Annotated in this window: 18 protein-coding genes; 8 read left to right on the top strand and 10 right to left on the bottom strand. The window is 72.5% G+C overall.

Annotated features, from left to right (window positions below; genetic code table 11):
• Positions 1-148 precede the first annotated feature (148 nt).
• A complete protein-coding gene (locus tag N8I84_RS25735; RefSeq protein ID WP_263231827.1) occupies positions 149-2,260 on the bottom strand; it encodes an ABC transporter family substrate-binding protein in 2,112 nt (703 codons plus the stop codon).
• Between the two features lie 372 nt (positions 2,261-2,632).
• Here N8I84_RS25735 and N8I84_RS25730 point away from each other — a divergent pair, with 372 nt between their 5' ends.
• Genes N8I84_RS25730 through N8I84_RS25715 form a run of 4 tightly spaced genes read left to right on the top strand, consistent with a single transcriptional unit; the run spans position 2,633 to position 6,536 of the window.
• Positions 2,633-2,923: a hypothetical protein gene (locus N8I84_RS25730; RefSeq protein WP_263231826.1), complete on the top strand. Its 291-nt coding sequence runs from the start codon at positions 2,633-2,635 to the stop codon at positions 2,921-2,923.
• 20 nt (positions 2,924-2,943) lie between these two features.
• On the top strand, positions 2,944-3,777 hold the full coding sequence (locus N8I84_RS25725) for a hypothetical protein (RefSeq protein ID WP_390898946.1): 834 nt from the start codon (positions 2,944-2,946) through the stop codon (positions 3,775-3,777).
• Between the two features lie 18 nt (positions 3,778-3,795).
• The gene (locus N8I84_RS25720) at positions 3,796-5,769 is read left to right on the top strand and encodes a fumarate reductase/succinate dehydrogenase flavoprotein subunit (protein ID WP_263231824.1); all 1,974 of its coding nucleotides are present in this window, start codon (positions 3,796-3,798) and stop codon (positions 5,767-5,769) included.
• On the top strand, positions 5,766-6,536 hold the full coding sequence (locus tag N8I84_RS25715) for a succinate dehydrogenase/fumarate reductase iron-sulfur subunit (protein ID WP_263231823.1): 771 nt from the start codon (positions 5,766-5,768) through the stop codon (positions 6,534-6,536). Before N8I84_RS25720 ends, N8I84_RS25715 begins: the two co-directional genes overlap by 4 nt.
• Positions 6,537-6,610: 74 nt before the next feature.
• On the opposite strand, the gene N8I84_RS25710 is transcribed toward N8I84_RS25715, so the two are convergent.
• Both N8I84_RS25710 and N8I84_RS25705 read right to left on the bottom strand, forming a co-directional pair.
• Positions 6,611-7,600 (bottom strand): phosphotransferase family protein, encoded by a 990-nt coding sequence (locus tag N8I84_RS25710; RefSeq protein ID WP_263231822.1) that lies wholly within the window; start codon positions 7,598-7,600, stop codon positions 6,611-6,613.
• Positions 7,597-7,896: a hypothetical protein gene (locus tag N8I84_RS25705; protein ID WP_263231821.1), complete on the bottom strand. Its 300-nt coding sequence runs from the start codon at positions 7,894-7,896 to the stop codon at positions 7,597-7,599. Before N8I84_RS25705 ends, N8I84_RS25710 begins: the two co-directional genes overlap by 4 nt.
• A gap of 198 nt (positions 7,897-8,094) precedes the next feature.
• Between N8I84_RS25705 and N8I84_RS25700 the strand changes: the two genes are divergently transcribed.
• Complete coding sequence (locus N8I84_RS25700) at positions 8,095-9,681, top strand: hypothetical protein (protein WP_263231819.1); 1,587 nt, start codon at positions 8,095-8,097, stop codon at positions 9,679-9,681.
• Here N8I84_RS25700 and N8I84_RS25695 read toward each other — a convergent pair.
• From N8I84_RS25695 to N8I84_RS25675, 5 genes are all read right to left on the bottom strand, one after another.
• Complete coding sequence (locus N8I84_RS25695) at positions 9,678-12,287, bottom strand: SpoIIE family protein phosphatase (RefSeq protein WP_263231818.1); 2,610 nt, start codon at positions 12,285-12,287, stop codon at positions 9,678-9,680. The genes N8I84_RS25700 and N8I84_RS25695 overlap by 4 nt on opposite strands.
• 276 nt (positions 12,288-12,563) lie before the next feature.
• Positions 12,564-12,995 (bottom strand): ATP-binding protein, encoded by a 432-nt coding sequence (locus N8I84_RS25690; protein WP_263231816.1) that lies wholly within the window; start codon positions 12,993-12,995, stop codon positions 12,564-12,566.
• Positions 12,996-13,340: 345 nt separating this feature from the next.
• On the bottom strand, positions 13,341-13,757 hold the full coding sequence (locus tag N8I84_RS25685) for a (deoxy)nucleoside triphosphate pyrophosphohydrolase (protein WP_263231815.1): 417 nt from the start codon (positions 13,755-13,757) through the stop codon (positions 13,341-13,343).
• A 72-nt stretch (positions 13,758-13,829) separates the two neighbouring features.
• Entirely contained in the window at positions 13,830-14,012 is a 183-nt protein-coding gene (locus N8I84_RS25680) for an SPOR domain-containing protein (protein ID WP_263231813.1), read from the bottom strand.
• A 472-nt stretch (positions 14,013-14,484) separates the two neighbouring features.
• Complete coding sequence (locus N8I84_RS25675) at positions 14,485-15,237, bottom strand: GntR family transcriptional regulator (RefSeq protein ID WP_263231811.1); 753 nt, start codon at positions 15,235-15,237, stop codon at positions 14,485-14,487.
• 224 nt (positions 15,238-15,461) lie between these two features.
• Between N8I84_RS25675 and N8I84_RS25670 the strand changes: the two genes are divergently transcribed.
• Complete coding sequence (locus N8I84_RS25670; RefSeq protein WP_263231809.1) at positions 15,462-16,568, top strand: threonine synthase; 1,107 nt, start codon at positions 15,462-15,464, stop codon at positions 16,566-16,568.
• Positions 16,569-16,658: 90 nt separating this feature from the next.
• Positions 16,659-19,319, top strand: a complete 2,661-nt coding sequence (locus tag N8I84_RS25665) for a SpoIIE family protein phosphatase (protein WP_390898945.1) — start codon at positions 16,659-16,661, stop codon at positions 19,317-19,319.
• Between the two features lie 9 nt (positions 19,320-19,328).
• On the opposite strand, the gene N8I84_RS25660 is transcribed toward N8I84_RS25665, so the two are convergent.
• Both N8I84_RS25660 and N8I84_RS25655 read right to left on the bottom strand, forming a co-directional pair.
• Positions 19,329-20,468: an ABC transporter substrate-binding protein gene (locus tag N8I84_RS25660; RefSeq protein WP_263231808.1), complete on the bottom strand. Its 1,140-nt coding sequence runs from the start codon at positions 20,466-20,468 to the stop codon at positions 19,329-19,331.
• A 155-nt stretch (positions 20,469-20,623) separates the two neighbouring features.
• Entirely contained in the window at positions 20,624-23,362 is a 2,739-nt protein-coding gene (locus N8I84_RS25655) for a SpoIIE family protein phosphatase (RefSeq protein ID WP_390898944.1), read from the bottom strand.
• Between the two features lie 287 nt (positions 23,363-23,649).
• Here N8I84_RS25655 and N8I84_RS25650 point away from each other — a divergent pair, with 287 nt between their 5' ends.
• Positions 23,650-24,945 (top strand): serine hydrolase domain-containing protein, encoded by a 1,296-nt coding sequence (locus N8I84_RS25650; RefSeq protein WP_263231805.1) that lies wholly within the window; start codon positions 23,650-23,652, stop codon positions 24,943-24,945.
• The last annotated feature ends 364 nt before the right edge of the window (positions 24,946-25,309 follow it).

Below are 25,309 nucleotides of genomic sequence, written 5' to 3'. Positions count from 1 at the left end.
AGGGTGGTTTGCGGCGCCCGGTACCGAGGCTGGGCGGGGGTGGGGTGCGCAACCCGGCGCTACGGGGTGCCCGCTGCGCCCACCCTCCACCAGGCTCTCGGCTCCTCGAGCGGGGCCCCCATGGCCCCAGCGGCACGACTGCCCGCAGCTAGGAAGCCCGCGGGGACGGTTTTGCGCCCTTCTTCAGGTAGCCCATGTCCTCGTAGACCGGGGTCTCGAAGCCGAACGAGCCCGCGTTCGCCAGGTCGGTGCGGGTGGCTGTGAGCTGGGGGCGCTGGTAGAGCGGGATGGAGGCCGCCGTGGCCCAGATGCGGGCGTCGGCCTTGCGGACCAGGTCCCGTTCCTCGCCCTCGTCCAGTGTGGCGATCGCCTGGTCGAAGAGCTGGTCCACCTGGTCGGTGCCGACCCGCGTGTAGTTCTGTTCGACGCTCAGTGAGCCGTCCGCCGCCGGCACCGGCTTGGCGAAGATCGGCCGGGCGTCGGTCGCGGGGAACGCGGTCGCGGGCCAGGAGTACAGCGCCAGGTCGTAGTCCCCGGACGCGACGTGGTCCTTGAAGTAGCTGTCGTCGGGGACGTCGGTGATCTCCGTGCGGATCCCGACCTTCTGAAGCATGCGGGCGATGCGGTCACCCACGGTCCGCAGGGTCTTCGAGCCCGGTCCGGAAGGCAGCACGAACCGCAGCTGCAGCGCCTTGCCGTCCTTGGCGAGCACCCCGGAGGCGGCACCGCCCGGCGCGGCCGTCCCCTTGGGCGCGTACGCCCCCGGCGCCCCGCCCGGACGCCGGCCGGGCTCCTGCTGGAGCTCGCCGTCGAGGCGCCGGCCCGCCTGTTCGTCGGCGGGCTTGTTCGCGTGGTCGCGGGGGTCGTGCTGGGCGGGCGGCTTGTTGTCCTCGCCGACGATGTAGGCGCCGTCGTCGCCCGTGCCGTCCCCGTGCTCCGCCTTGTGGCCCTCGGGTCCGGCCGCGCCCTTCTTCTTTTTCGGCTCTTCCTTGACCGTCCCGCCGGGCACCCAGCCCGCCTCGGTCAGCAGCGCCTGCGCCTGGGCGGTGTCCTGTTTGCCGAGGGAGCCGCTGTTGTCCTGGTAGGCGTCCTGCCCGGCGAGCGCCAGGTGGCTGCCGACAGGAACGGCGGGCAGCCCGAGCGGCTTGAGGACCAGCCCGGCCAGCTCGGTGCGGTCCAGGGCGCGGGCGATCGCCCGGCGCACCCGCTCGTCGGTGAGGGGGCCCCGGGAGCCGTTGAGGGCGAGCTGGGTGTAGGCGGGTTCCAGGGACTTGCGGATCACGAAGCCGCGCAGGGCCTGCTGCTGCTCGGCGCCGGGGACGCCCGTGGCGCCGCTGGGGGTCGCGGAGGGGCCCTGAAGGGGCTTGCTGCCCTTGTCGCGGGCGGCGCGGGTGATCCGCTCGGCGTCCTCCGGGTTCACCTCCGCCATGTCGACCTTGCCGTCGGCGAGCGCGGCGGCCCGCTGGTCGAGCGGTACGGCCACGAGCACGATCTGGGAGAGCTTCGCGGGCCGCCCCCACCAGCGCGGATTGCGGCCGAGGGTGACCTCCCCACCCTTGCGGTCCACCTTGGCGAGGGAGAAGGGGCCGGCGGTGACCTTCAGGCCGCGTCTGGCCGCGTCGTTGAAACTGTCCGGGGTGCCCGTGACGTCCTTCGGGTACAGCGGCGAGAACAGCGACCGCCAGTCGGCGTACGGCTTGGCGAAGGTGACCTTGACCTCGAGGTTGTTCGCCCCGCGCTCCACCTTCTCGATGCGGTCGTAGCCGGCGTTGCGGGCGGTCCAGTAGGCGTTGTCCTTGCCGGCGAGGGCGCGCCACTGGGCGGCGAAGTCGTCGGCGCCGATCTCCCGGCCGTCGCTCCAGACGGCCTGCTGGTTGAGGCGGTAGACGACCACCTGCTTGGGCTCGGTCGACACCACCTTGGCGGACTCCAGGAAGTCCGGATCGCGCTGCGGGCGCCCCTGCGCGTCCAATCGGAACAGCGAGGGCAGGACGGCGCCCGCGATGCGGGTGGTCGTGGCGCCGGCGTCCGCCTGGAAGGTGTTCAGGGTCTCGGGCACGGCGTCGACGGCCCAGCGCAGGGTGCCCCCCTCGGCGACGAGGGCGCGGGCGGCGGGAGCGACGTCCTGCGCGGCGACCGGCTTGCTCTTCTGCTCGTCGTCGGCGCTGCAGGCGGCGAGCGCCGGGGCCGCGAGGGCTCCCGCGGTGAGGAATGCGACCGAGCGCATTACCGCGCGCGGTCCGACACCGTCGTGGGACATCACGTCTACCTCCGAGGGGCCGCTCCGCGGATGAGCGGGGTTAGGGCGTTATGATCCGGTTTGGGAGTATTGGGGGTATTTGGAGCTGATCAGATGTATGCGCCCACTGAAGAGGAAAGGGGCCGACGGGATGCGGCGACACGACGACGCGGCGGGGCAAGCTCACCCGTATGGCGCAGCCGGCCGCCTGTCCGTACCCCCGCCGCCTTCACCCCGGCGTGGCGGGAGATTCGAAAACGCACCCGCACACACCCCCGTGCGTCGGCCAATCGCTGCATGTCCCTTCCCTACGGTCGGTGTGACGCGCAACACTCGCAGGCGCATGAGCGTTGCCGACCCGGTCCGAAGGACCCGTGGAAGCGAGGTCACGTCATGTCCGTGCACGAGGAACTGACATCGGTCCAGCGCTGCCTCGACGACCTGTGCCGGTCGGTCGGGCGGCTGGAGCGGCAGATGGGCAGCGGCGGGCTCGACATCCGCCGTGTCCGCACCGACGCCGACCACCTGCGCGAGAGCGTGGCGCTGCTGCGCGAGGCGGCCAGTGCGGCAGGCGCCTTGCGGCGGCCCGATCTCGTCGCCATCCCCGACACCCCGTACGACACCACCCTGTGGACGGACTCGGACGACGAGGGTCTCGGCGCCCGCGACCGGCACGCCCCCTGACGAAGAAGGTGCGTCCCAAGTTGGCCACTGGCACCGAATCCCCCGACACCCACGCCGCCGTGCCCGGCGGCGAGCGGACCGGCAGGCGCGCCGCGATCCCCGGGCGCCACCTGCGTACCGACCGCTGGTGGCTGGCCCCGGCCGGCACCGCCGCCGGGCTGCTGGCCTTCGTCGTGTACTCGACCTGGCGCGCCTTCGCCGACGCGCACTACTACGCCGCGCCGTACGTCTCGCCGTTCTACTCGCCTTGCCTGGCGGAGCGGTGCCGGACCATGCACGCGGGCCCCAACGCGGACCTCTTCGGCAGCTGGTGGGCGATCTCCCCGGCGATCATCATCCTGATCTTCCCGCTGGGCTTCCGCCTGACCTGCTACTACTACCGCAAGGCCTACTACCGCGGCTTCTGGGCGTCGCCCCCGGCCTGCGCGGTGGCGGAGCCGCACAAGAAGTACACCGGCGAGACCCGCTTCCCGCTGATCCTGCAGAACGTCCACCGGTACTTCTTCTACGCGGCGCTCCTGGTGGCGGGCGTCCTCACCTACGACACCGTGCTCGCCTTCCGCGACCAGCACTACCGCTGGGGCCACATGGGGCTCGGCACCCTGGTCTTCCTGGTGAACATCGCGCTGATCTGGGCGTACACGCTCTCCTGTCATTCCTGCCGGCACATCGTCGGCGGAAAGCTCAAGCACTTCTCTGAGCACCCGGTGCGCTACAAGGCGTGGGTGTTCATCAGCCGGCTCAACGCCCGGCACATGCTGCTGGCGTGGGCGTCCCTGGTCAGCGTGGCCCTCGCCGACTTCTACGTGTACCTGGTGGCGTCCGGCGCCTTCGCCGATCCGCGCTTCTTCTGACGACAGTGAGGCCTTGTGATGTCCGTGGTCGACCGGCAGGAGTGGGACGTGGTCGTGGTCGGGGCCGGCGGCGCCGGGCTGCGCGCCGCCATCGAGGCCCGCGAGCGCGGCGCCCGCACGGCCGTGATCTGCAAGTCGCTGTTCGGCAAGGCGCACACGGTGATGGCGGAGGGCGGCATCGCGGCGGCGATGGGCAACGCCAACCCGCACGACAACTGGCAGGTGCACTTCCGCGACACCATGCGCGGCGGGAAGTTCCTCAACCAGTGGCGGATGGCCGAGCTGCACGCCCGGGAGGCACCCGACCGGGTCTGGGAGCTGGAGACCTGGGGCGCCCTGTTCGACCGTACGCAGGACGGGAAGATCTCCCAACGCAACTTCGGCGGCCACGAGTACGCGCGCCTGGCGCACGTCGGTGACCGTACGGGGCTCGAGCTGATCCGCACGCTCCAGCAGAAGATCGTCGCGCTCCAGCAGGAGGACAAGGAGGAGACCGGCGACTACGAGTCCCGGCTGAAGGTGTTCCAGGAGTGCACGGTCACCCGGATCCTGAAGGACACGGCGTCCGACAGCGGCTCCGCCGCGGGTCGGGTGTCGGGTGTCTTCGCCTACGAGCGCGAGTCCGGCCGCTTCTTCGTCCTCGAAGCCCCGGCGGTCGTGATCGCGACAGGCGGCATCGGCAAGTCCTTCAAGGTGACGTCGAACTCCTGGGAGTACACCGGCGACGGGCACGCGCTGGCGCTGCTCGCCGGGGCGCCGCTGCTGAACATGGAGTTCGTGCAGTTCCACCCGACCGGCATGGTCTGGCCGCCGTCGGTGAAGGGCATCCTCGTCACCGAGTCGGTGCGCGGCGACGGCGGGGTGCTCATGAACTCCGACGGCAAGCGGTTCATGTTCGACTACGTCCCCGACGTCTTCAAGGAGAAGTACGCGGAGACGGAGGCGGAGGCCGACCGCTGGTACGACGACCCGGAGCACAACCGCCGCCCGCCCGAGCTGCTGCCCCGGGACGAGGTGGCGCGCGCCATCAACGCAGAGGTGAAGGCGGGCCGGGGCTCCCCGCACGGCGGTGTCTTCCTGGACGTGTCGACGCGCATGCCGGCCGAGGTCGTCCGGCGCCGGCTGCCGTCGATGTACCACCAGTTCAAGGAGCTGGCGGACGTGGACATCACCGCCGAGGCGATGGAGGTCGGGCCGACCTGCCACTACGTGATGGGCGGCGTGGCGGTCGACTCGGACACGGCGGCGGCCCGTGGGGTCACGGGCCTGTACGCGGCCGGGGAGGTGGCCGGCGGGATGCACGGCTCCAACCGGCTGGGCGGCAACTCGCTCTCCGACCTGCTGGTGTTCGGGCGCCGGGCCGGTCTGCACGCGGCGCAGTACGCCATGGGGCTGCCCGAGCGGCCCCGCGTGGACGAGGTCCAGGTGGACACTGCGGCGGCCGAGGCGCTGCGCCCGTTCTCTGCGGAGGGTCCGGCGCCCGGCGAGGACATCGGGGAAGGGGGCCGCCCACCGGAGAACCCCTACGCCCTGCACCAGGAGCTCCAGCAGACCATGAACGACCTGGTCGGCATCATCCGCCGCGAGTCGGAGATGCAGCAGGCGCTGAAGAAGCTGGCGGAGTTGCGGGTGCGGGCGCGCCGGGCGGGCGTCGAGGGGCACCGGCAGTACAACCCGGGCTGGCATCTGGCGCTGGACCTGCGGAACATGCTGCTGGTCAGCGAGTGCGTGGCGCGGGCCGCGCTGGAGCGCACGGAGTCGCGCGGCGGTCACACCCGCGAGGACTTCCCGTCGATGGACCGCGCGTGGCGGCGGATCAACCTGCTGTGCCGGCTCACCGACCCGACGGGGGGCCTGGCGGCGACGGACCCGGTCCGGGGCCAGATCGCGCTCACCCGGGAGACCACCGAACCCGTCCGCCCCGACCTGCTCGCCCTCTTCGAGAAGGAGGAGCTGGTGAAGTACCTCGCCGAAGAGGAGCTGTACGAATGAGCAGCTATGAAGCCCGCTTCAAGGTGTGGCGGGGCGATGTGAGCGGCGGCGGCCTGGAGGACTTCAAGGTCGAGGTCAACGACGGCGAGGTGGTGCTGGACATCATCCACCGTCTTCAGGCCACCCAGGCCCCGGATCTCGCGGTGCGCTGGAACTGCAAGGCCGGCAAGTGCGGTTCGTGCTCGGCGGAGATCAACGGGCGGCCGCGGCTGATGTGCATGACGCGGATGTCGGTGTTCGACCGGGAGGAGACGATCACCGTCACTCCCCTGCGCACCTTCCCGGTGATCCGCGACCTGGTGACGGACGTCGGCTTCAACTACGTCAAGGCGCGCGAGGTCCCGGCCTTCGTCCCGCCCGCGGGGCTCGGCCCGGGCGAGTACCGCATGATGCAGGAGGACGTCGACCGCTCGCAGGAGTTCCGCAAGTGCATCGAGTGCTTCCTGTGCCAGAACACCTGCCACGTGGTGCGCGACCACGAGGAGAACAAGCAGGCGTTCGCGGGCCCGCGCTACCTCATGCGGGTCGCGGAACTGGACATGCACCCGCTGGACGCGGCGGCCGAGCGGGGCCTGGACCGCAAGCGCACGGCCCAGGACGAGCACGGCCTCGGGTACTGCAACATCACCAAGTGCTGCACGGAGGTCTGCCCCGAGGGCATCAGGATCACGGACAACGCCCTGATCCCGCTGAAGGAACGGGCGGTCGACCGCAAGTACGACCCCCTGGTGTGGCTGGGCTCGAAGATCAGGAGGCGTCCCTCGTAGCAGCGGCGTCCCTGGGCCGGCCGGGTCGCCGGGCCGACGGCTGCGTCACCCTGCCGGCCAGGAGTGCATGCCGGTCATCGGCGTACGAACTCCAGTGCGCGCTCGAGGTTGTGTTCCGCGATGCCCCGCATCGGCCCCGGTTCCGGGTAGTCGCCGTCGAGGAGCCTGAGGGGGCCCGCCACCAGGGAGAGGTGCAGTGCGAGGCGGTACAGGCGCAGCCGGTCCTCGTCGAGGTCGTCGGTGCGCAGGGCCTCGTAGTGGGGGCCGAAGCGGAGCTGGAGGAAGGCGTGCTCCCACTCGGCGTCGAAGTACATCAGTCCTTCGATGTCGATCAGTGCCGGACGGCCGTCCGCATCCAGCAGGACGTGGTCGGGGCCCAGTTCGCCGTGGACGACGCTGTGGCGGACGCGGGGGCGCACCGCCGCGAAGAGTTCGTGCAGGCGGTGGTCGAGCCGGTCGTGCACGGCGGCGACACGGGGCTCGCGGGCCGCGGCCTCCTCGGTGTCCCGCAGTGCGCGGTCCCGTACGACGGCTTCGCACGAGGCGCCGTGCACGGATCCCCCGTCGTCGACGAGGGCGACCTTGCCGAAGCGGGGGGCGGTGTGGGCGCGCATCGCGGTCAGGGTGGCGGCGAGGTCCTTCAGCGCGCCGGCCGCCGCGTGGGGGTCGCGGCGCAGCAACTCCTCCAGGGTGCCCCCGGGGAGGTCCTCGACGATCGCGGCGTCCGCGGGCAGGTGCGTGTGGGTTGGGTCGGCGAACAGCAGGCTCGGTGTGCGGATGCCGAGGGCCGTGAGACGCTCGTGCGACGCCGTGAACACGTCGAGGCCGGAGGCGTGCGAGAAGGGGTCGCGGGGGTCGGCGGGCGGAGCGTCCCAGTAGTCCTCGTCGGGTGACCAGACGTAGGCGATCGCGGTGGAGGCGTCGTCGAGGGTGAGGCGGTAGACGCCCTTCTTGGAGCCGCCGTGCAGCCGGGTGACGGTGTCCAGGCGGCGGGTGGGGCCGAGTGCGGCGCGGGCCAGGGGGGCGAGGGCGTCGCGGCTGAGGGGTGTCCGTGCGGGCGTCATGCGGACCCGCGGCCGACGCGCTGGCCCAGGAACTGCAGCACTCCGCCGCAGATCATCAGGGGCAGGCCGATGGAGAAGAGGATGTCGAGGACGGTGAGGTCGCGCACCGTGGACGCGTATCGGCACAGCCCCAAGCCGGCGGCGAAGAACAGCGCTCCGAAGCCCCACAGACGCGGCCGCAGCACCTTCCCCCGCGCCCACGGCGCGACCCGGCCGGTCGCGAGGACGAGGACGCCCGCGACGGCGTGGAACGCCACGACCACACACACGGCGATCAGTGAGGTGATGTGCAGCATCGGGCCCCCGGCGGTTCGTTGGGCTGATCATGGCACCAAGCGCTGCGTAGGACCAGATCCGTCCCCCGTACATCAGGCGCCGCACCCCGGTCGCGGTGCCGCGTGTTCAGCCATACGCTCCGAAATGTGACGCCGCCCCACCGTCGACGCCGGCCGCGCCCGGCCGCCGTGTTCCGAGCCGTGCGGAGGGTGCCTGTCGTGTTCGCCGTGGTGCTGGTACCGCACCACACCTCCACCGGGGATCTCGTGCTGCCGCTGGTCGCCGCGCTCGCCGCCGTCGCCGTGGCGGCGTACGCATCGGTGCGGCGCAAGCTGCGCGCGGCGACCCGTACGACACCCGGCGGGATGCTGCCCACCGTCGTACCGCTGGACGAACTCGACCGGCGGGCCCGGCGGTTGCTCGTCGAGACGGACGACTGCGTGCGCACCAGCCGGGAGGAACTGGGCCGCGCGGCAGAGGCGTTCGGGGACGAGGCGGTACGGGAGTGCGCCGAGGCGGTGGAGTTCGCCGCGGTGGAGGTGGCTGAGGCGTTCCGGCTGCGGCAGCGGTTCGACGACGGGGAGGGGCAGGCGCGGGGGCTGCTGGAGGAGATCGTCGAGCGGTGCGAGGCGGCCGGGCGGCGGCTGGACGCTCAGGCGCCCGAGTTCGACCGGATCCGAGCGCTGGAGCGGACCGCGGGCGAGGCGCTGGAGCGTGCCGAGGCACGGCTGCGGGAGGTGACGGCACGGGCCCCGGACGCGGACCGCGCACTCGCCGGGATACGCGCGCGGTACGCCCTGTCGGCCTGTCTGCCGGTGGCCGGCCACGACGACCAGGCGAAGGACCGGCTGCACTTCGCCACGACCGTCCTGCACCGGGCGCGGCAGGCGATGCGGGACGGCGCGACGGACGACGCGGTGGCCCTGCTGCGCGCCGCCGAGGCCGCGACCGAGCAGGCGACGGTCCTCATGGACGGTGTGGTCCGGCTCGCCGCGGACCTGACGGCGGCGGCGGACCGCCTGCCCACGGCCCTGACCGACATGGAGGCCGACCTCTCGGAGGCCCGCGGGCTCCTGGGCACGGACACCGCCCGGGCGATCGCCCACGGCCAGTCGGTAGTGGCGCGGGTGCGGGAGGAGAGGAACGGGGAGGGGCCCTACGACCCCGTGGGCGCGCTGCGGCGCATCGAGCAGGCGGCCGTGGGGCTGGACCGGGCCCTGCACCGGGTGGCGCGGGGTTCCGGGGCGCTGGGGCGGCTCGAGCGGGCCGTGCTCGTCGCCCGCAGTACCGTCGGGGCGGCCGCCGGCCATGTGACCACGCACCGCGGCGCCGTCGGCTGGGAGGCGCGGACGCGGCTCGCCGAGGCCGAGCGGCGGCTGCGCGGCGCGGTGAACACCGCTGTGCCGCCCGTCCCCGCACCGGCCGACGCCCTCGCCGACGCCCGTGAGGCCGACACACTCGCCCGGGAGGCCCGCCGGCTCGCGGAGCGGGACGTACGGGCGTACGGGACGCCGTACGGCGAGGGCCTGTGGACGGGCGGCGCCGTGCTCGGCGGCATCCTGCTGGTGCCCCGGCAGGCGACGTCCGCCCCGCCGCGACGCCCGGCACGCTCCCCCAAGCTCTTCGAGCAGGGGGACCCCACTCGCCGCACCGGCCGAAGAGGCGCGCCACCGCCCGGGCGGTCACGGCGGACCCGCGAGCTTCGGCGGGCCGGCCACCCGGGGGCGCAGGGACGGCGACGAGCTGTTCCGGACGGCACCGGCCGAGAGCCGGCCCTGGTCGGCGGACGCGGACCCGGCGCCTAGAACAGACTCAGCAACGCCTCCGCCGGGTCCGTGACGCCGCCCTCGCCGCCCGGCAGCGGGAGTTCGAACCACACCGTCTTGCCGCGCGGCGTACGGCGCGAACCCCAGGCCGCGGAGAGCATGCCGACCAGTTGCAGCCCACGGCCGCCCTCGTCGGTGTCCCGGGCGCGGCGGCGGCGCGGCTGGACCAGGCCCGCGTCCCACACCTCGCACACCAGCGTCCGGTCGAGCAGCAGCCGGAGCCTGATCTCGCCCTCGCCGTAGCGCAACGCGTTGGTGACCAGCTCGCTGACGAGGAGTTCGGTGGTGTCGACCAGCGGTTCGAGGTCCCAGCTGAGCAGCTGTCCGCGTGCGTACTCCCGGGCCCGGCCCACGCTGCGCGGCTCGCGGGGCAGCGTCCAGTCGCCGACGGAGTCGGCCGGCAGTCCCTGTACACGTGCCATCAGCAACGCGATGTCGTCCTCGCCGTGATGGGTGTCCAGGGTGTTGAGGACGTGGTCGCAGACGTCCTCCAGTGGCCGGGAGGGGTCGGTGAGGGCGCCGACGAACGCCTGCAGACCCTCGTCCAGGGGGTGGTCGCGGGACTCCACCAGGCCGTCCGTGTAGAGCGCCAGCAGCGCGCCCTCGGGGAGTTCGACCTCGACCTCCTCGAACGGCTCGCCGCCGACACCGAGCGGCATCCCCGGCGGCACGTCCAGCATCAGCGCGGGCTCGCCCGGCTCGACGAGCACCGGCGGGAGATGGCCCGCGTTGGCGAAGGTGCAGCGGCGCGTCACCGAGTCGTAGACCGCGTACACACAGGTCGCGAGGTAGACCTCGGACAGGTCGGCCTCACGGGGCCGGCGGGCGGCACGGGTGGCCTGCTGGACGCCTCCGGGCGCGCCCAGGCCGCGCGCGATCTCGTCCAGCTGCGCGAGGACTTCGGCCGGTTCGAGGTCGAGCTGGGCCAGGGTGCGGACGGCGGTGCGGAGTTCGCCCATGGCGACGGCGGCGCGCAGGCCCCGGCCCATGACGTCGCCGACCACCAACGCGGTGCGGTGGCCGGGGAGTTCGATGACGTCGAACCAGTCGCCGCCGACCTCGCTCGGCCGCCCGGTGGCCGCGTTGCCCGGCAGATACCGGCAGGCGATGTCCAGGCCGGAGGCCTCCGGGTCGCCCGGCGGGAGCAGGGACCGCTGCAGGATCAGCGCCCGCTCGTGCTCGCGGCGGTACAGGCGCGCGTTGTCGATGCAGACCGCGGCGCGCGCGGCGAGCTCCACGGCGAGCGCGCGGTCGCGTTCCCCGAACGGCTCGCTGCCCTTCGTGCGGGAGAACTGGGCGAGGCCGACCACGGTGTCGTGCGCGACCATCGGGACCGCGAGGGTGGACTGGATCAGGCCGCCGTCCTCGGCGGAGATGTGCCGGGGGCGCGCGGTGCGCAGGGCGTCGGCGAAGGCCGAGTTGAAGGAGAAGTGGTGCACCGCGCCGACCTCGACGGGCGCGGGCCCGCCCGCCAGGGGCGCGTCCGAGACGGCGCTGGCGAACGCGACGCGGCGCAGCTCGGCGCTGCCGTCGGGCAGGCCCGGCGGTGTCTCGTCGCCGGCCAGGAGGCCCTGGTAGAGGTCGACGGTGGCGAGGTCGCAGAAGCCGGGCACGACCACGTCGAGGAGTTCGCGGGCGGTGGTCTCCAGGTCGAGGGAGTTGCCGATGCGGGCACCGGCCTCGTTCAGCAGGGCGAGGTTGCGGCGGGCGGCGGCGGCCTCGCGGGCGGCGGCACGGCGCGCGGTGATGTCGGTTCCGAGCCAGGCGATCCCGATGGGCCGGCCGCTGCCGCTGTGCACCCGGTAGAGGTTGACGGACCAGTGCTTGCGCTCGTCGGAGTCGGGGACGAACCCCGTGATGTGCATGTCCGTGATGGACTGGCCGGTCTCCAGGACGCGCCGCAGCGTGGCGGTGATGCGCTCGGCCTCCGGGGACCGCACGTAGTCGTGGACGGTGCGGCCGCGGTGGTCGGCGGGCGTGCCCCCGAACGTGGAGGCGAACCGCTCGTTGGCGCGGCGTACCCGCAGGTCGAGGTCGATCAGCAGGAAGCCGAAGGGAGATTGGCCGAATATCGCCTGCGAGGCGGCGAGGTCGGTCTCGATGCTGCGGAGGGTGCGGGCGTCGACGATGATGCACACCGCGCCCTGTTCGCCGTCCTCGGTCGTGGTGGGCATCACGTAGACCTCGGCGAGCCCCTCGGTCCGCTCCGCGTCGGGCAGCCGATAGGGGATGACGCCGGTCCACTCGCGGCCGTCCAGGATCTCGGCCATCTTGCGCTGGCCGCGCTCGCGCAGGTCCGGGGCGACGAACGCCTCGATGGGGTCCATGCCCACGGCCCGCTCGGCGGAGATGCCGAAGAGATGCTCGGCGCGCAGGCTCCACTGTTCGACGAGCCCGTCGGGGCCGAGGGAGAACGAGGCGACCTTGATGTAGTCGTAGATGGAGCCGGGCGGACTGCTCTGCCACAGGGGGCCGCCCGCCGGGTCGCGCGGTTCGACGGCCGCGGCGGCATCGACCGCGGCCCCGCCCCTCGCGCCGTCCGACGGGTCCTCGGACTCCGTGGCCTTCGCTGGTATCTCGCTCACGCGAACCGTCCCCTCCAGCTCACCGCGTCCGGCACCGGTCACCGGGGGCGGCTGCCCGCAGTATCCAGCACTACGGTGCCGCACAACACGGTGTTCACGATCACAGCACGATCCCGATGGTTTTTGGACCGGCCGGGCAATACTCCCAGTCTTCTAACCAGGTGGTGCCCGCTCGAACCAAAGAACGTCACCCGCTCTCCTGGCTGGATCCGATCGGTCGGTGCGCGCCCCGCCGGCCGCGCCGGTGACGCGCTGCCGTGCACCGGATGAGCGCGGTCAGCAGGGAACCGCGAGCTCGAACCAGACCGTCTTTCCGGTGTCCGCCGGCCGGGTGCCCCAGCGGCGCGAGGAGTGGGCGACCAGCTGCAGACCGCGGCCGTCCTCCTCGTCGGAACCGGCCCTGCGCTCCCGGGGGAATTCGGGGAGCGGGTCGGAGACCTCGACGAGCAGAGTGGACACGGGGCCGGCGGCCCGGATGAGGCGGACGCCGATGGGGCCCGTGGCGTGCCGCATCGAGTTGGTGACCAGCTCGCTGACCAGCAGCGCGGCGACATCGCCGAGCTCGTCGAGACCCCAGGTGCGCAGCTGGCCCCGGACTACGGCGCGGGCGGTGCGGACCGCACCGGGGTCTGCGGGGAACGTCCACTCGGCGCTTTCGCCTTGGGTGTCGAGCACGCCGATCACTTCCCAGGCCAGAAGCCCACCCATGTCCGGTTTCGTGGGGTTAATGGGCACATACCCGATATCAATGGCGCCTTACCGCGCACTGGGGCGCACTGTGGCACGAACGGCGTATGGGGCGCCAGCCCCTTGTGCAACACCAGTCCCATTCACCACCAGCAGCCGAGAGACCGGGACGCCCCCGCTCCGGGGTGCGACTTGCGGCTTTTCCGCAGGTGGGGACCGTGGCATTCCGGCCTGCGCGGCGACGTGGGCCGCTCACAAGGCGAGCACAGGCTTTACCGTATCCATGCACAGGAGCCCGAGTTCAAACGGCTGGGGCAGGGTCGTCGAACTGCCGCGGCCCGCTCGGCGGGGCGAGAGTCCGAGGCTCTATGAGGCGCCGTGGTGCGGGAGCGGCTGCCACGCGGCCCGTACCGCTTCGACCGCCGCGACGTCCTGATCGAGCCAGTCGACGTCCCAGACCTGCTCGCGGGTCAGCCAGCGCAGCTCGTCGTGGTCCTGGAGCGGCTCGGGGGTGCCGGCGACGAGGCGGGCGGTCCACACGTACAGGACGTACCCGGGCTTGAGGGGCCACTCCCCCGGGACGCGTGCGACGGGCTCCGCCGTGACGCCGAGCTCCTCGCGCAGCTCGCGCACGAGGGCCTGCTCGGGGGTCTCTCCGCGTTCGACCTTGCCGCCGGGCAGCTCCCAGCGGCCGGCGAGTTCCGGGGGTGCGCTGCGGCGGGCGGCCAGGAGGCGGCCACCGTCCAGCACGGCGGCGCCGACCACCACGATCGGTTGCGTCATGCGCCGGAGCCTACGGGAGCCGCACGACGGGTCGCCCACGCGGGAGGGTCACCCACGCGCGACGGGTGCGGCTCACGCGCCTGCGTTCTGCCCGATGCGCTCGACCCAGTAGAGCTGTTTGTGGCCGCGGTCGCCGAGGCTGTCCACGATCTTCTGCGCCTCGGCGCGGGTGGCGTACCTGCCCACGCGGTAGCGGTTGCCGTTGTCGTCCTGCCGTATGACGAGCCAGGGGAGAGTGACCGTGCTGTCGTTCATCGCGCCCCACTGCTCCTTCCCGCCCCTGCCCGCCCGAGTCCCGTCCCCGGCTTCGGCCGCGCCCCGCCCACCAAGGAAACCGCACTGCGCATATGCCCGAGCCTACGCCTTACCTTCACGCAGCGAATCCGACTTTTCACAAAGAGGTACGCAACCAGCCATGACGGAGGAGGCGCGCGCCGTCACACGCGCCCCCTAACACGCCCCTTGTGCACGCGGAGCAGCGCGAAGCGCCGGGGGGTGGGGCGGCGAGAAACGACCGGATTGCAGCGGCGGGACAGCCTGGGCGGAGGGGCAACCGGGGGCCCGGGAAGGCGACTTGCAGGAGGGCGGGCGCAACGACCGGGGTGAGGCTTGTCGGCAGCTGACTCCAGGGCTCGTGGAGGCGGCTGCAGCGGTGCTCTCGGAGGCGGGCGGGCCCAAGCCGCCCCTTTCGGCTGCTTCACCGGCTTCCGGCTCCACCGGCTCCGGGCTACTTCACCGGCAGGTGGTACGCCACCCGGTACCTGTCCGCGGGTACCACCACGTCCGCCGTCTCGACCGGGCGGCCCGAGGCGTAGAACGTCCGCTGGATGACCAGGACCACATGGCCGGGGACGCCGCCCAGGGCCAGGAGCTCCTCCGCGAGGCCGGGGCGGGCGCCGACCTCCTCCGTGACGTTGTCCACGATCACGTCGATGGCGGCCATCCGCTCCACGACCCCCATGCCGCCGAGCGGACCCTCCTCGGGCAGCATCACCGGGGTGCGCCCCGTCAGCGCGAGCGGCTCCCAGGACGTGGACAGCATCATCGCCTCGCCCGCGTCCCGGAACACGTACTTCGTGCACATCACCCGGTCACCCGGTCGGACGGCGAGCCGCTCGGCGATCTCGCCGCTCGCCGCCGTCTGCTCGCTGTGCGATTCCCAGGTCCCGCGCGCGGAGGCGTCCGCCTGCTCCTGGCGGAACGGGGTCGCGCCGCTCTCCGGCCGGAACCCGGAGCGGGCGATGCGCCGCGGATCCGGCCGCTCCCGGACGTAGGTGCCCGACCCGGAGCGGCCCTCCACCAGCCCCTCGGCCATCAGCACCTTGCGCGCCTCCAGGGCGACCGTGTCCGAGACGCCGTACTCCTCGCGGATGCGGGCCTGGGACGGCAGCCGGGTGTGCGGTGGCAGCAGACCGTCGACGATCTTCTTGCGCAGATCACCCGCGACACGCAGATACGCCGGCTGCTCACCGAAAGTCACTGGCCGCTCCCATCAGGTTGTACAGACAGCAACAGCGTGGCAACCGTCGGTTCCGCCATGCAAGCACGGGCCAAAGAATCACTCGATGTGATGACTTCTCTGTGCCAAGGGCTTTACCCAGGCACTTTCTCCCCGTTATGGACGCCGTCACACCTGCCGCGAACACGGGAGCCGCGCACTTCTCATGACAGAGAGTCAGGAGAGCCGAGAACTAGCCTTCTCGCATGACACCTTTGCCGGACTGTTACTGCCCGGCGGACGGCACCCGGGTGGCCGCGGAGTCGCTCGCCTGGTGCTGCCCCGTCTGCTGCGGCCCGCTGGACCTGGACTTCGCGCCCACGCCCGCCCCGTTGAAGTCCCTCGGCGGCCGGGTGAACTCGCTGTGGCGGTACGCGGAGACGCTGCCGCTCGCGGGGCCCTCGGTCTCTCTCGGCGAGGGCCGCACCCCGCTCGTGGAGCTGACCGACGGCATCTCGGCGAAGCTCGACTTCCTGATGCCGACGCTGTCCTTCAAGGACCGCGGCGCGGTGCTGCTCGCCGAACTCGCGCTGCGCCTGAAGCCCCGGCAGGTGATCGCCGACAGCAGCGGCAACGCGGGCACGTCGATCGCCGCGTACTGCGCCCGGGCCGCGCTGCCGTGCACGGTGTACGTCCCCGAGGGCACCTCGGCCAAGAAGCTGGAGCAGATGGAGGCGCACGGGGCGCGGGTGGTGCCGGTCGAGGGCGGGCGTGAGGCGGCGGCACGGGTGGCGCGCGACGCGGCGGACGAGCCGGGGGTGTTCTACGCGTCGCACGTCTTCAACCCCTACTTCCTGCACGGCACGAAGACGTACGTCCACGAACTGTGGGAGGACCTCGGCGGGCGGCTCCCGGACGCCCTCGTGCTCCCCGTCGGCAACGGCACGCTGCTGCTGGGCGCCTCCCTCGCGATCGCGGAGCTGTACGGGGCGGGGCTGCTCGACCGCCGCCCGGTGCTGTACGCGGTGCAGGCGGCGGCGGTCGCCCCGCTGGCACGCGCATGGGAGGAGGGCGCCGAGGACGTGGTGGACATCACTCCCGCGGGGCCGACGTCCGCCGAGGGGATCGCGATCCCGCGGCCGCCCCGGGCCCGCCAGATCCTGCGCGCGGTACGCGACTCGGGCGGCACGTTCCTGACGGTGACCGAGGACCAGATCCGCCACGCCCAACTCGACCTGGCGTCCCGGGGCCTGTACGTGGAGTCGACGGGCGTGGCCTGCTGGGGGGCCGTACGGGAGGGTGCCCTCGGGTCCCGCAGTGCGGTGGTGCCGCTGTGCGGGGCGGGGCTGAAGACGGGGCTGGCCGGCCCCTGAGAACACCGGGCCCGGGACGTCCCCCCGGCCCGGTCGCCCCGCCTGGCGACGGAGAAGCGATCCCTGCCGATTCTCCACATAATGGGCAAGGTGGGTGACAGGGCCGCACTTTCGACTCGTCCCGCCGACCGCCCCGCCCCCGGCACGGGGCCCGGCCGGAAAGGGCTCAAGAGCGGCGCCCTCGGCATGTTCTCCTCGGTCGTCATCGGCCTGGCCTCCACAGCCCCGGCGTACAGCCTGGCGGCCACGCTGGGCCTCATCGTGGCGGGTGTGGGACTGCAGGCCCCGATCGTCACCATGCTGGCGTTCGTCCCGATGCTGCTGATCGCGTACGCCTACCGGGAGCTGAACGCGTCCAACGCCGACTGCGGGACCGCCTTCACCTGGGCGACCCGTGCCTTCGGGCCGCGCACCGGCTGGATGGGCGGCTGGGGCCTGATCGTCGCGGACATCCTCGTCCTGGCCAACCTCGCCGAGATCGCCGGGATCTACGGCTTCCGGCTGGTGGGCCTGGACGGCCTGGCGGGGAGCCGGCTGTGGACCACCGTGGCGGGCATCGTCTGGATCGTCGTACTGACCGCCGTCTGTTACATCGGCATCGAGATCTCGGCCGCCCTCCAGCGCTGGCTGCTGTGCGTCGAGGTGGCGGTGCTGGTCCTGTTCGCGGTGACCGCGCTGGTCAGGGTCTACACCAGCGCTCCCCCGACGGCGATCCACATCTCCGCCTCCTGGTTCGACCCCTTCCAGGTCTCCTCGGCGAAGGCGCTGACCTCGGGCCTCCTCGTGGCGGTGTTCATCTACTGGGGCTGGGACACCGCCGTCACGGTCAACGAGGAAACCGTCGACAGCACCCGCATCCCCGGGCGCGCCGCGGTGATCTCCACCGTGCTGCTCCTGGTCACCTACGCACTGGTGTCGACATCCGCGCAGGCGTTCGCCGGGATCGGCAGTTCGGGCATCGGGCTGGGCAACACCGGCAACTCGGGGGATGTGCTCTCCGGGCTGGGCGACGCCGTCTTCGGCAGCCACGGCCCGGGGCTGGTGTTCTCCCGGCTGCTGATCCTCATGGTGCTGACCTCGGCGCTGGCCTCCACCCAGACGACCATCCTGCCGCTGGCCCGCACCGTGTTCTCCATGGCGGTCCACAAGGCGCTGCCCGCCCGGTTCGCCCGGGTCCACCGCAGGTTCCTCACCCCGACCTGGTCGACCGTCGGCATGGGCGCCCTCTCCATCGCCGTCATGCTCCTGCTGTCCTCGTTCAGCCGGAACTTCCTGGCCGACTCTGTCGAATCGGTCGGCCTCGCGATCGCGTTCTACTACGGGCTGACCGGCTTCGCCTGCCTGTGGTACCACCGCAGGGTCCTCACCCGCAGCGCCGGTGACCTGCTCTGCAAGGGCGTGCTGCCGGGGCTCGGCGGTCTGCTGATGCTCGCACTGTTCCTCTACGCCGCCTTCGGCGTGTACGCGGACCCCGGCTACGGCGCGACGGTCGTCGACCTGCCGCTGATCGGCCCGACGGGCGGGGTGACGGTGGTGGGTCTGGGCGCCCTGCTGCTGGGCTTCGTGCTGATGCTGGTGATCACCCGTGAGCACACCACGGCCCTCAAGCTCCAGCGGAGCCTGCTCCCGCACCGCCTGCCGCCGCACACCGCCGTGCAGGCCGCGAGCCGCTATCTGCCCGCCGACAACGGGTCCGGGGTGGGCGGCGACTGGTTCGACGTGATCCCGCTGTCGGGTACCCGGGTCGGTCTGGTCGTCGGGGACGTGGTCGGCCACGGGCTGCGGGCGGCCGCCACCATGGGGCGCCTGCGTACGGGCGTACGCGTGCTGGCCCGGCTGGACCTGGCCCCGGACGAGTTGCTCGCCCGGCTGGCCGACCTGGTCGAGCAGACCGCGCACGAGCGCCCGCCCGGCCATTCGGGCCGCGGCCGGCACGCCGACGAGGCCAGGGGGGTGACCTGCCTGTACGCGGTGTACGACCCGGTCTCGGGACAGTGCAGCCTGGCGCGGGCGGGCCGGTCGCCACTGGCGGTCGTCCCGCCGGACACGGGAGTCGCCGACTACCCGGAGCTCCCGCCCGGCCCGCCGCTCGGAGGCACCGGCCCGCCCTACCAGTCCACCGAACTGCGGCTCGCGCCGGGCAGCCTGCTCGCCTTCTTCACGGATGGCCTCTTCCAGGCGGCGGACGGCCCCGAGGCCGGGCCCGGCCTGCTCGCCCGGGCCCTCGCCGATCACCGTGAGTCATTGGAGGCGCTGTGCGACCGGGCGGTGGCCACGCTGCTGCCCGGGCCCGTGGACGAGGACGCGACGCTGCTGCTCGTCCGCACCCGCCTGCTGGACCGCAACCGGCTCGCGCAGTGGGAGCTGGCCGCGGATCCGGCGGCCGTCGCCTCCGTCCGCAACACCGTCGGCAAGCAGCTCGGCGACTGGGGTCTCGACGACCTCGTGTTCACCACCGAGCTCATCGTGACCGAGCTGGTCACCAACGCGATCCGTTACGTCGGGGGCCCGATCCAGGTGCGTCTGATCCGCACGGAGCCGATCAGCGGCTTCGCCGGGGGCACCCTGATCTGCGAGGTGTCCGACACCGGGCACACCGCTCCGAACCTGCGCCACGCCGCGAGCGAGGACGAGGGCGGCCGGGGCCTGTACATCATCGCCCAGATGACCCACCAGTGGGGGACGCGCTACACCCCCACGGGCAAGATCATCTGGACCGAGCAGCCGCTGCCGCCCCCCGACTCCCCGTAGGCGTGCCGGTCAGCCGGAGACGGCCGCCGTCCAGCCCCGGTCGACGGTCCGCCTCGCCTTCTCCAGTTGCGCGTCCGTCGGGAACTGCGGTGTTCCCTCCACCGTGGGCAGCCGGGCCGCGGCGGTCTTGTCCAGGGTGCCGTCCTTCCGCATGACGTCCATGAGGACCGGACGGGCATAGCCGTAGAGCCGGAGGTTCTGGCCCTCCGTGCTGAACACGTACTCCTGCCACAGGCGGGCGGCCGCCGGGTGCGGGGCATGCCTGTTGACCGCCAGCGCGTAGTACTGGGCGAAGCTGCCGTCGAACGGGATCGAGACCTGCCAGTTCACGCCCTTGCCGCGGAGCTCGTCGGCGGCGTGGAGGTTGATGTAGTCCCAGTTGACGGTGATGGGTGTCCGGCCGTCCCGGACCGTCGCCGAGGTGGCGGGCAGCGGGTTGAAGTTGCCGCTCTTCTTGAGCTCGGCGAAGAAGTCGATGCCGGGCCGGATGTCGTCGAACGACCCGTTGTTCGCCAGCGCGGCCGCGTAGACGCTGGCGAAGGCGGTCTCCGACCGGGTCGGGTCGCCCTCGAGGGCGACCATCCCCTTGTAGGCGGGCTTCAGCAGATCGGCGAAGGTCTGGGGGCAGAGCTTGACGCGCCGGGCGTCGCAGCCGATCGAGATGTAGCCGCCGTAGTTGTTGGACCAGCGGCCCCCCGGGTCCTTCTGGTTGCCGGGGATCGCGTCGAACGCCGCGACCTTGTACGGCGCGAGCAGGTTCTGCCGCGCCGCCGTCCGCGCAAAGGAGTCGCCGACGTCGATCACGTCGGGGGCGGTCGGCCGCGTTCCGCTGCTTCTGAGGGCGTTGATCTCGTCCTGGCTGTGCCCCAGTGGCTCCTGGACGGTCACCTTGATCCCGTACTTCTTCTGGAAGCCGTCGATCAGGCCGCCGTAGTCGGCCCAGTCACGCGGGAGCGCGATCGCCGTGAGCCTGCCCTCCTTCTTCGCCGCGGCGGCCAGGGCCCCCATGCCGCCCGCGTTCTGCGCGGAGGTCGCCGTCGCCGGCTTCTCGAGCCGGGTGGTCGGTGGGCCGCCGCAGGCGTTCAGACACAGTGTCGTGAGGGCGAGGCAGCCGAGGACGGCTGCGGCTCGGCCACGGGGTGCGGTCACGACGGCTCCAGACGGGGTGCGGGCGGCGCGATCGTGGAGTTTCGGAACTCTCGGGCCTTCAGCCGCGGTACGGGTACCGCGTCGGCCCTTCGGTCATCCAGGCCAGCGTACCCACGCCGGGCGATCGCGCAGGTGAGGCGGTGTGTGCGGCGCCCTCACAGGGCCGTGTCCTCCCACTGGCCCAGCAGGATCTCGCCGAGCCCTTCGGCGCCCGGCGTGGCGCCGCCGTGGAGGGACTGTTCGGCCCAGATGACCTTGCCGGTGCCCGTGTAGCGGGTGCCCCAGCGCTCGGCGAACTGGGCGACCAGGAACAGTCCGCGGCCCCCCTCGTCGGTGGCCTTCGCCCGGCGCAGCCGGGGCGAGGTGCTGCTGCCGTCCGCCACCTCGAAGATCAGGGCGCGGTCGCGCAGCAGCCGGACGGAGACGGGTTCGCCGCCGTAGCGGATCGCGTTGGTGATCAGCTCGCTGAGGATGAGCTCGGCGGTGAAGACGTTCTCCTCCAGGCCCCACTCGGTCAGCCGGCGGACGCAGGCGGTGCGCACCGGGCCCACCGCCGCCGGGTCGAGGGGCACCTGCCACTCGGCGACCCGGTCGGGGCCGAGACAGCGGGTGCGGGCCACCAGCAGCGCGATGTCGTCCGTGGGTCGTTCGGGCAGCAGCGCGTCCATCACCCTCGCGCAGGTGGCCTCCGGAGTGCGGTCGGGACCGGTCAGGGCGGCGCGCAGGGTCGCGAGACCGGTGTCCAGGTCGCGGTCGCGGTCCTCGACCAGGCCGTCGGTGAACAGCACCAGCCGCGACCCCTCGGGCACGTTCAGCTCGGTGCTCTCGACGGGCAGACCGGCGCACAGGCCGAGGGGCGGAGAGACGGGCACCGGGGGGAAGTCCACGCTCCCGTCGGGATGGACGACCGCCGGTCCCGGGTGGCCCATGGTGGCGATGGCCAGCTGCCCGGAGACGGGGTCGTAGACGGCGTATTGGCAGCTCGCCCCGGCGATCCCCTGCCCGTCCTCCCCCGCGGTGACCTCCTCGGCGTCGATCTGGGACACCAGTTCGTCCAGTCGGCCGAGGAGCTCGTCCGCGGGCATGTCCAGGCCGGAGAAGTTCTGCACGGCGGTCCGCAGCCTGCCCATGGTCGCCGCGGCGTGCAGACCGTGGCCCACGACGTCGCCGACCACCAGGGCCACCCGGGCGCCGGAGAGCGGGATGACGTCGAACCAGTCGCCGCCCACTCCCGCCTGCGCGGGCAGGTAGCGGTAGGCAACGTCGAGGGCGGCCTGCTCGGGGAGCCCGCGGGGCAGCAGGCTGTGCTGGAGGGTGACGGCCATGGTGTGTTCACGGGTGAAGCGGCGGGCGTTGTCGATGCTCACCGCGGCCCGGGCGACCAGCTCCTCGGCGAAGGACACGTCCTCCTCGTCGAACGGCGGGGAGGCGCGCCCCCGCCAGAAGTCGACCGCTCCCAGCACCACCCCGCGGGCCCGCAGCGGGACCGCCAGCAGGGAGTGGATGCCGTGGTCGAGGATGCGCCGGGACCGTACGGCGTCCTGGGCCACCCAGCTGTCGTCCGCACTCAGGTCCCTGACGAGGACCGCCTGTCCGCCTTGCATGGCCCGGGAGACGGGGTGGGCGGGGATGAACCGGAACAGCGCGCCGACGGGGTAGAGGAGGCGGTCGTCGTACAGGCCCACGACCGCGACCCGGCGCACGTCGGGGTTCGCCGCGGAGGGCTCCCCGCCGGACAGGACCGGGTCCAGCAGTTCGACGGTGACCACGTCCGCGAACCGGGGCACCGCCACCTCCGCCAGTTCCTCGGCGGTGCGCTTCACGTCCAGGGTGGTGCCGATCCGGCCCCCGGCGTCGTAGAGCAGTTTCAGGCGTTCGCGCGCCACCTCCGCCCGGCCGGACAGTGCGAGCAGCTCCGTGGTGTCCCGGAGCGTCACCACGCTGCCGGCTGGTCCGTGGGGTGCGGTGGGCCGCTTGTTGACCGCCAGGAGGCGGTCGGCCGCGAGGTACACCTCGTCGGTGGCCGGGTGGTCGGAGGCCAGCAGCCCGGGCAGGTCCTCCTCGAGGCCCAGATCGGTGACATGGCGCCCCTCCGCGTCCGCCGGCAGCTCCAGCAGCCGCCGTGCCTCGTCGTTGGCCAGCAGCAGCCTGCCCTCGGCGGAGATGATCAGCACGCCTTCCCGCACGGCGTGCAGGACCGCGTCGTGGTGCTCGTACATGCGGGTCATCTCGGTCGGGCCCAGGCCATGGGTCTGCCGCCGCAGCCGGCGGCTCACCAGTGCGGACCCGCCCACGGCGATGACCAGCGCCGCGGCGGCGCCGCCGAAGAGCACCGGCAGCTGCCGGTCCACCCGGTGCTGCACCTTCTCGACCGTGACGGGAACGGAGACGATGGCGACGACCGAGCCGTCGGGGGCCCTGACCGGGACCGCCGAGATCACCGAGAGCCCCAGGGACCCCTGGAAGGTCCTGGTGAACGGCTTGCCGGCCGCGGCCTGCGCGTAAGGGCCGATGACATGCTTGCCGATCTGGTGGGGATCGCTGTGGGTGAGGGTGATCCCGTCCAGCCGGTACACGATGACGGCGTCGACACCCGCGGCCTTCCGTGTCGCCTCGGCATGCGGCTGAAGCACCGCGCTCGGATCCGGGCTGTTCAACGCGGCCACGATCCCCGGCGAGTTGGCGAACGTCTGGGCGGTGGCGAGCGTGCGGTTCCTGGCGTCCGCCATGTTGTCGCGTTGGGCCTGCACCACGAGAGCCACCAGCGTGGCGGCGACGAGCAGCACGACGACGGCGAACTGCAGGAGGAAGACCTGCCCGGCGAGACTGCGCACGCTCAGCGAGCGGCCGGAACGACGCCGGCGGCGCGCAGATCGACCGGATTCACCAGTCATATCCCCTTTCTATCGTTTACGGGATGGAACGCGCACACGCAGCGGCCCGGGGTGCCGCGCTGCGCCCCGCCCCCGCCCTTCCCGTCGCCCGGTCGAAGCCCCCTGACCGAAATCCGCTCGTCCGCCGGTAGTACCCCTGCTCCTCCGCGTGCACGATGCCCCTCACCACGGCCCCGACGAAGATCACCGTGAGGATCCTTCCCGGTTCCCCCACGCAGAAAGGCTGTGGAGACGACCATGCACTTAGCACGCCGGCCCGGGCGACGCCCGGCCCCGACGAGACGGGGATGGGCCATTGCCCTCACCTGTGCCGCGGCCCTGTCACGTCGGCTGCCGCGCTCCCCCAGGCCCAGGCGGCCACCCGACCGGCCGCCACCCCCGCCGCCGCTGCCCACCGGCCGGCCACGGACCGGGCGGCCCTGGCGGATGCTCTCGAGGCCGTCCACACCGCCGGCATGTACGGCGCCTACGCGGCCGTGCGGGACGGCGACACCACGTGGCGCGGTGCCGCCGGTGTCGCCGACCGCGACACCGGCCGTCCGGTGACGCCGGACATGGAGCAGCGGATCGGCAGCATCTCCAAGGCGATGACCGCTGTCGCCCTGCTCCAGCAGGTCGCCGCCGGCCGCCTCGACCTGGGCGCGCCCGTCTCCCGGTACCTCCCCGGCCTCGTCCCCGGAGAGCGCGGCGACCGGATCACCGTGCGGATGCTGCTGAACCACACCAGCGGTATCGGTGACTACGTCCTCTACGCCTTCCCGTCGTTGCAGACGCTGTCCACGAGCAGCCTGGACGAGAACCGCTTCCGGCACATCGACCCGCGGGAGCTCGTCCGGATGGGAGTGCAGGCGCCGCCGACCGGCGCTCCCGGCGAGAAGTGGTCGTACTCCAACACGAACTACATCATCGCGGGGCTGCTGCTCGGCAAGCTCACCGGCGAGAACCCCGAGCGGTACATCACGCGCAACGTCATCCGCCGGGCCGGTCTGCGGCACACGTACTTCCCCGTCGGCCCGCGCATCACCGGCCCCCACCCGAAGCTGTACGAGTCCTTCTACGGACTGATCGACCCACCGCGCGACTACAGCGTCTACGACATGTCCTGGGCCGGGACCGCCGGCGCCGTCGTCTCCACCATGCCGGATCTCGACCGCTTCTACCGGCAGTTGCTCACCGGACGGCTGCTCCCCGCCGCCGAACTGGCCGAGATGGAGACGACGGTCCCGATGACCGACGACCAGGGCGACGTGACGGGGCAATACGGTCTGGGCATCAGACGGTTCGACTGGGGATGCGGCACGTTCTGGGGCCACAGCGGCGCGGTGTTCGGCGCCGAGACATGGGTGATCTCCAGCCCGGACGGCCGCCGGCAGATGGCGCTCGCATACAACCTGTCGAAGTACGACAAGCTCGGACCGGACGGCACGGTGACCCCGAGCCCGATCGACGACGCCATCAACACGTTCGTGGCGAAGGCTCTGTGCGCTTCCACCACCGGTTCCCCGGGCCTGCGGTCGGCCGGGGTGGACCTCGCCCCGGCGCATGCCTCCGACTGGCGGTCACTGCCGGCCGCGAGGCGCTGACGGCCGCAGAAGCACTGACAGCCGCAGAAGGAGGGGGCCGCTCCCGGAGGGACCGGCCCCCTTTCCCTGTCGCGGGCCCGGGCTCACCACCGCGTGGGCTGCTCGCTCCCCTGTCACCGGCCACGGATGCGCGCCCGGCCCCGGGGTACTCGGCGAACGCCGCGGTCGCGGGACTTGCCCGTGTCCGCGTCGAGCGAAGGAGCGTGCCCGGTTACCGCACCTGTCCCTGGAGGCGGTGGCCGAGCACGACGACCTGCTGGCGGTGGTGCGCCGGCCGGGCGAACACCGGTCGGCCGGCTGACCGAGCCGGCGCACGCGACGTCACGCTGCGGTCCCGCACACACGACCGGCGCATGCGGGACCG

The sequence above is a fragment of the Streptomyces cynarae genome (assembly GCF_025642135.1).
Taxonomy (GTDB): Bacteria; Actinomycetota; Actinomycetes; order Streptomycetales; family Streptomycetaceae; genus Streptomyces; species Streptomyces cynarae.
The sequence above is the reverse complement of the archived record's forward strand: the minus strand, read 5'-3'. Positions and strand labels throughout refer to the sequence as shown.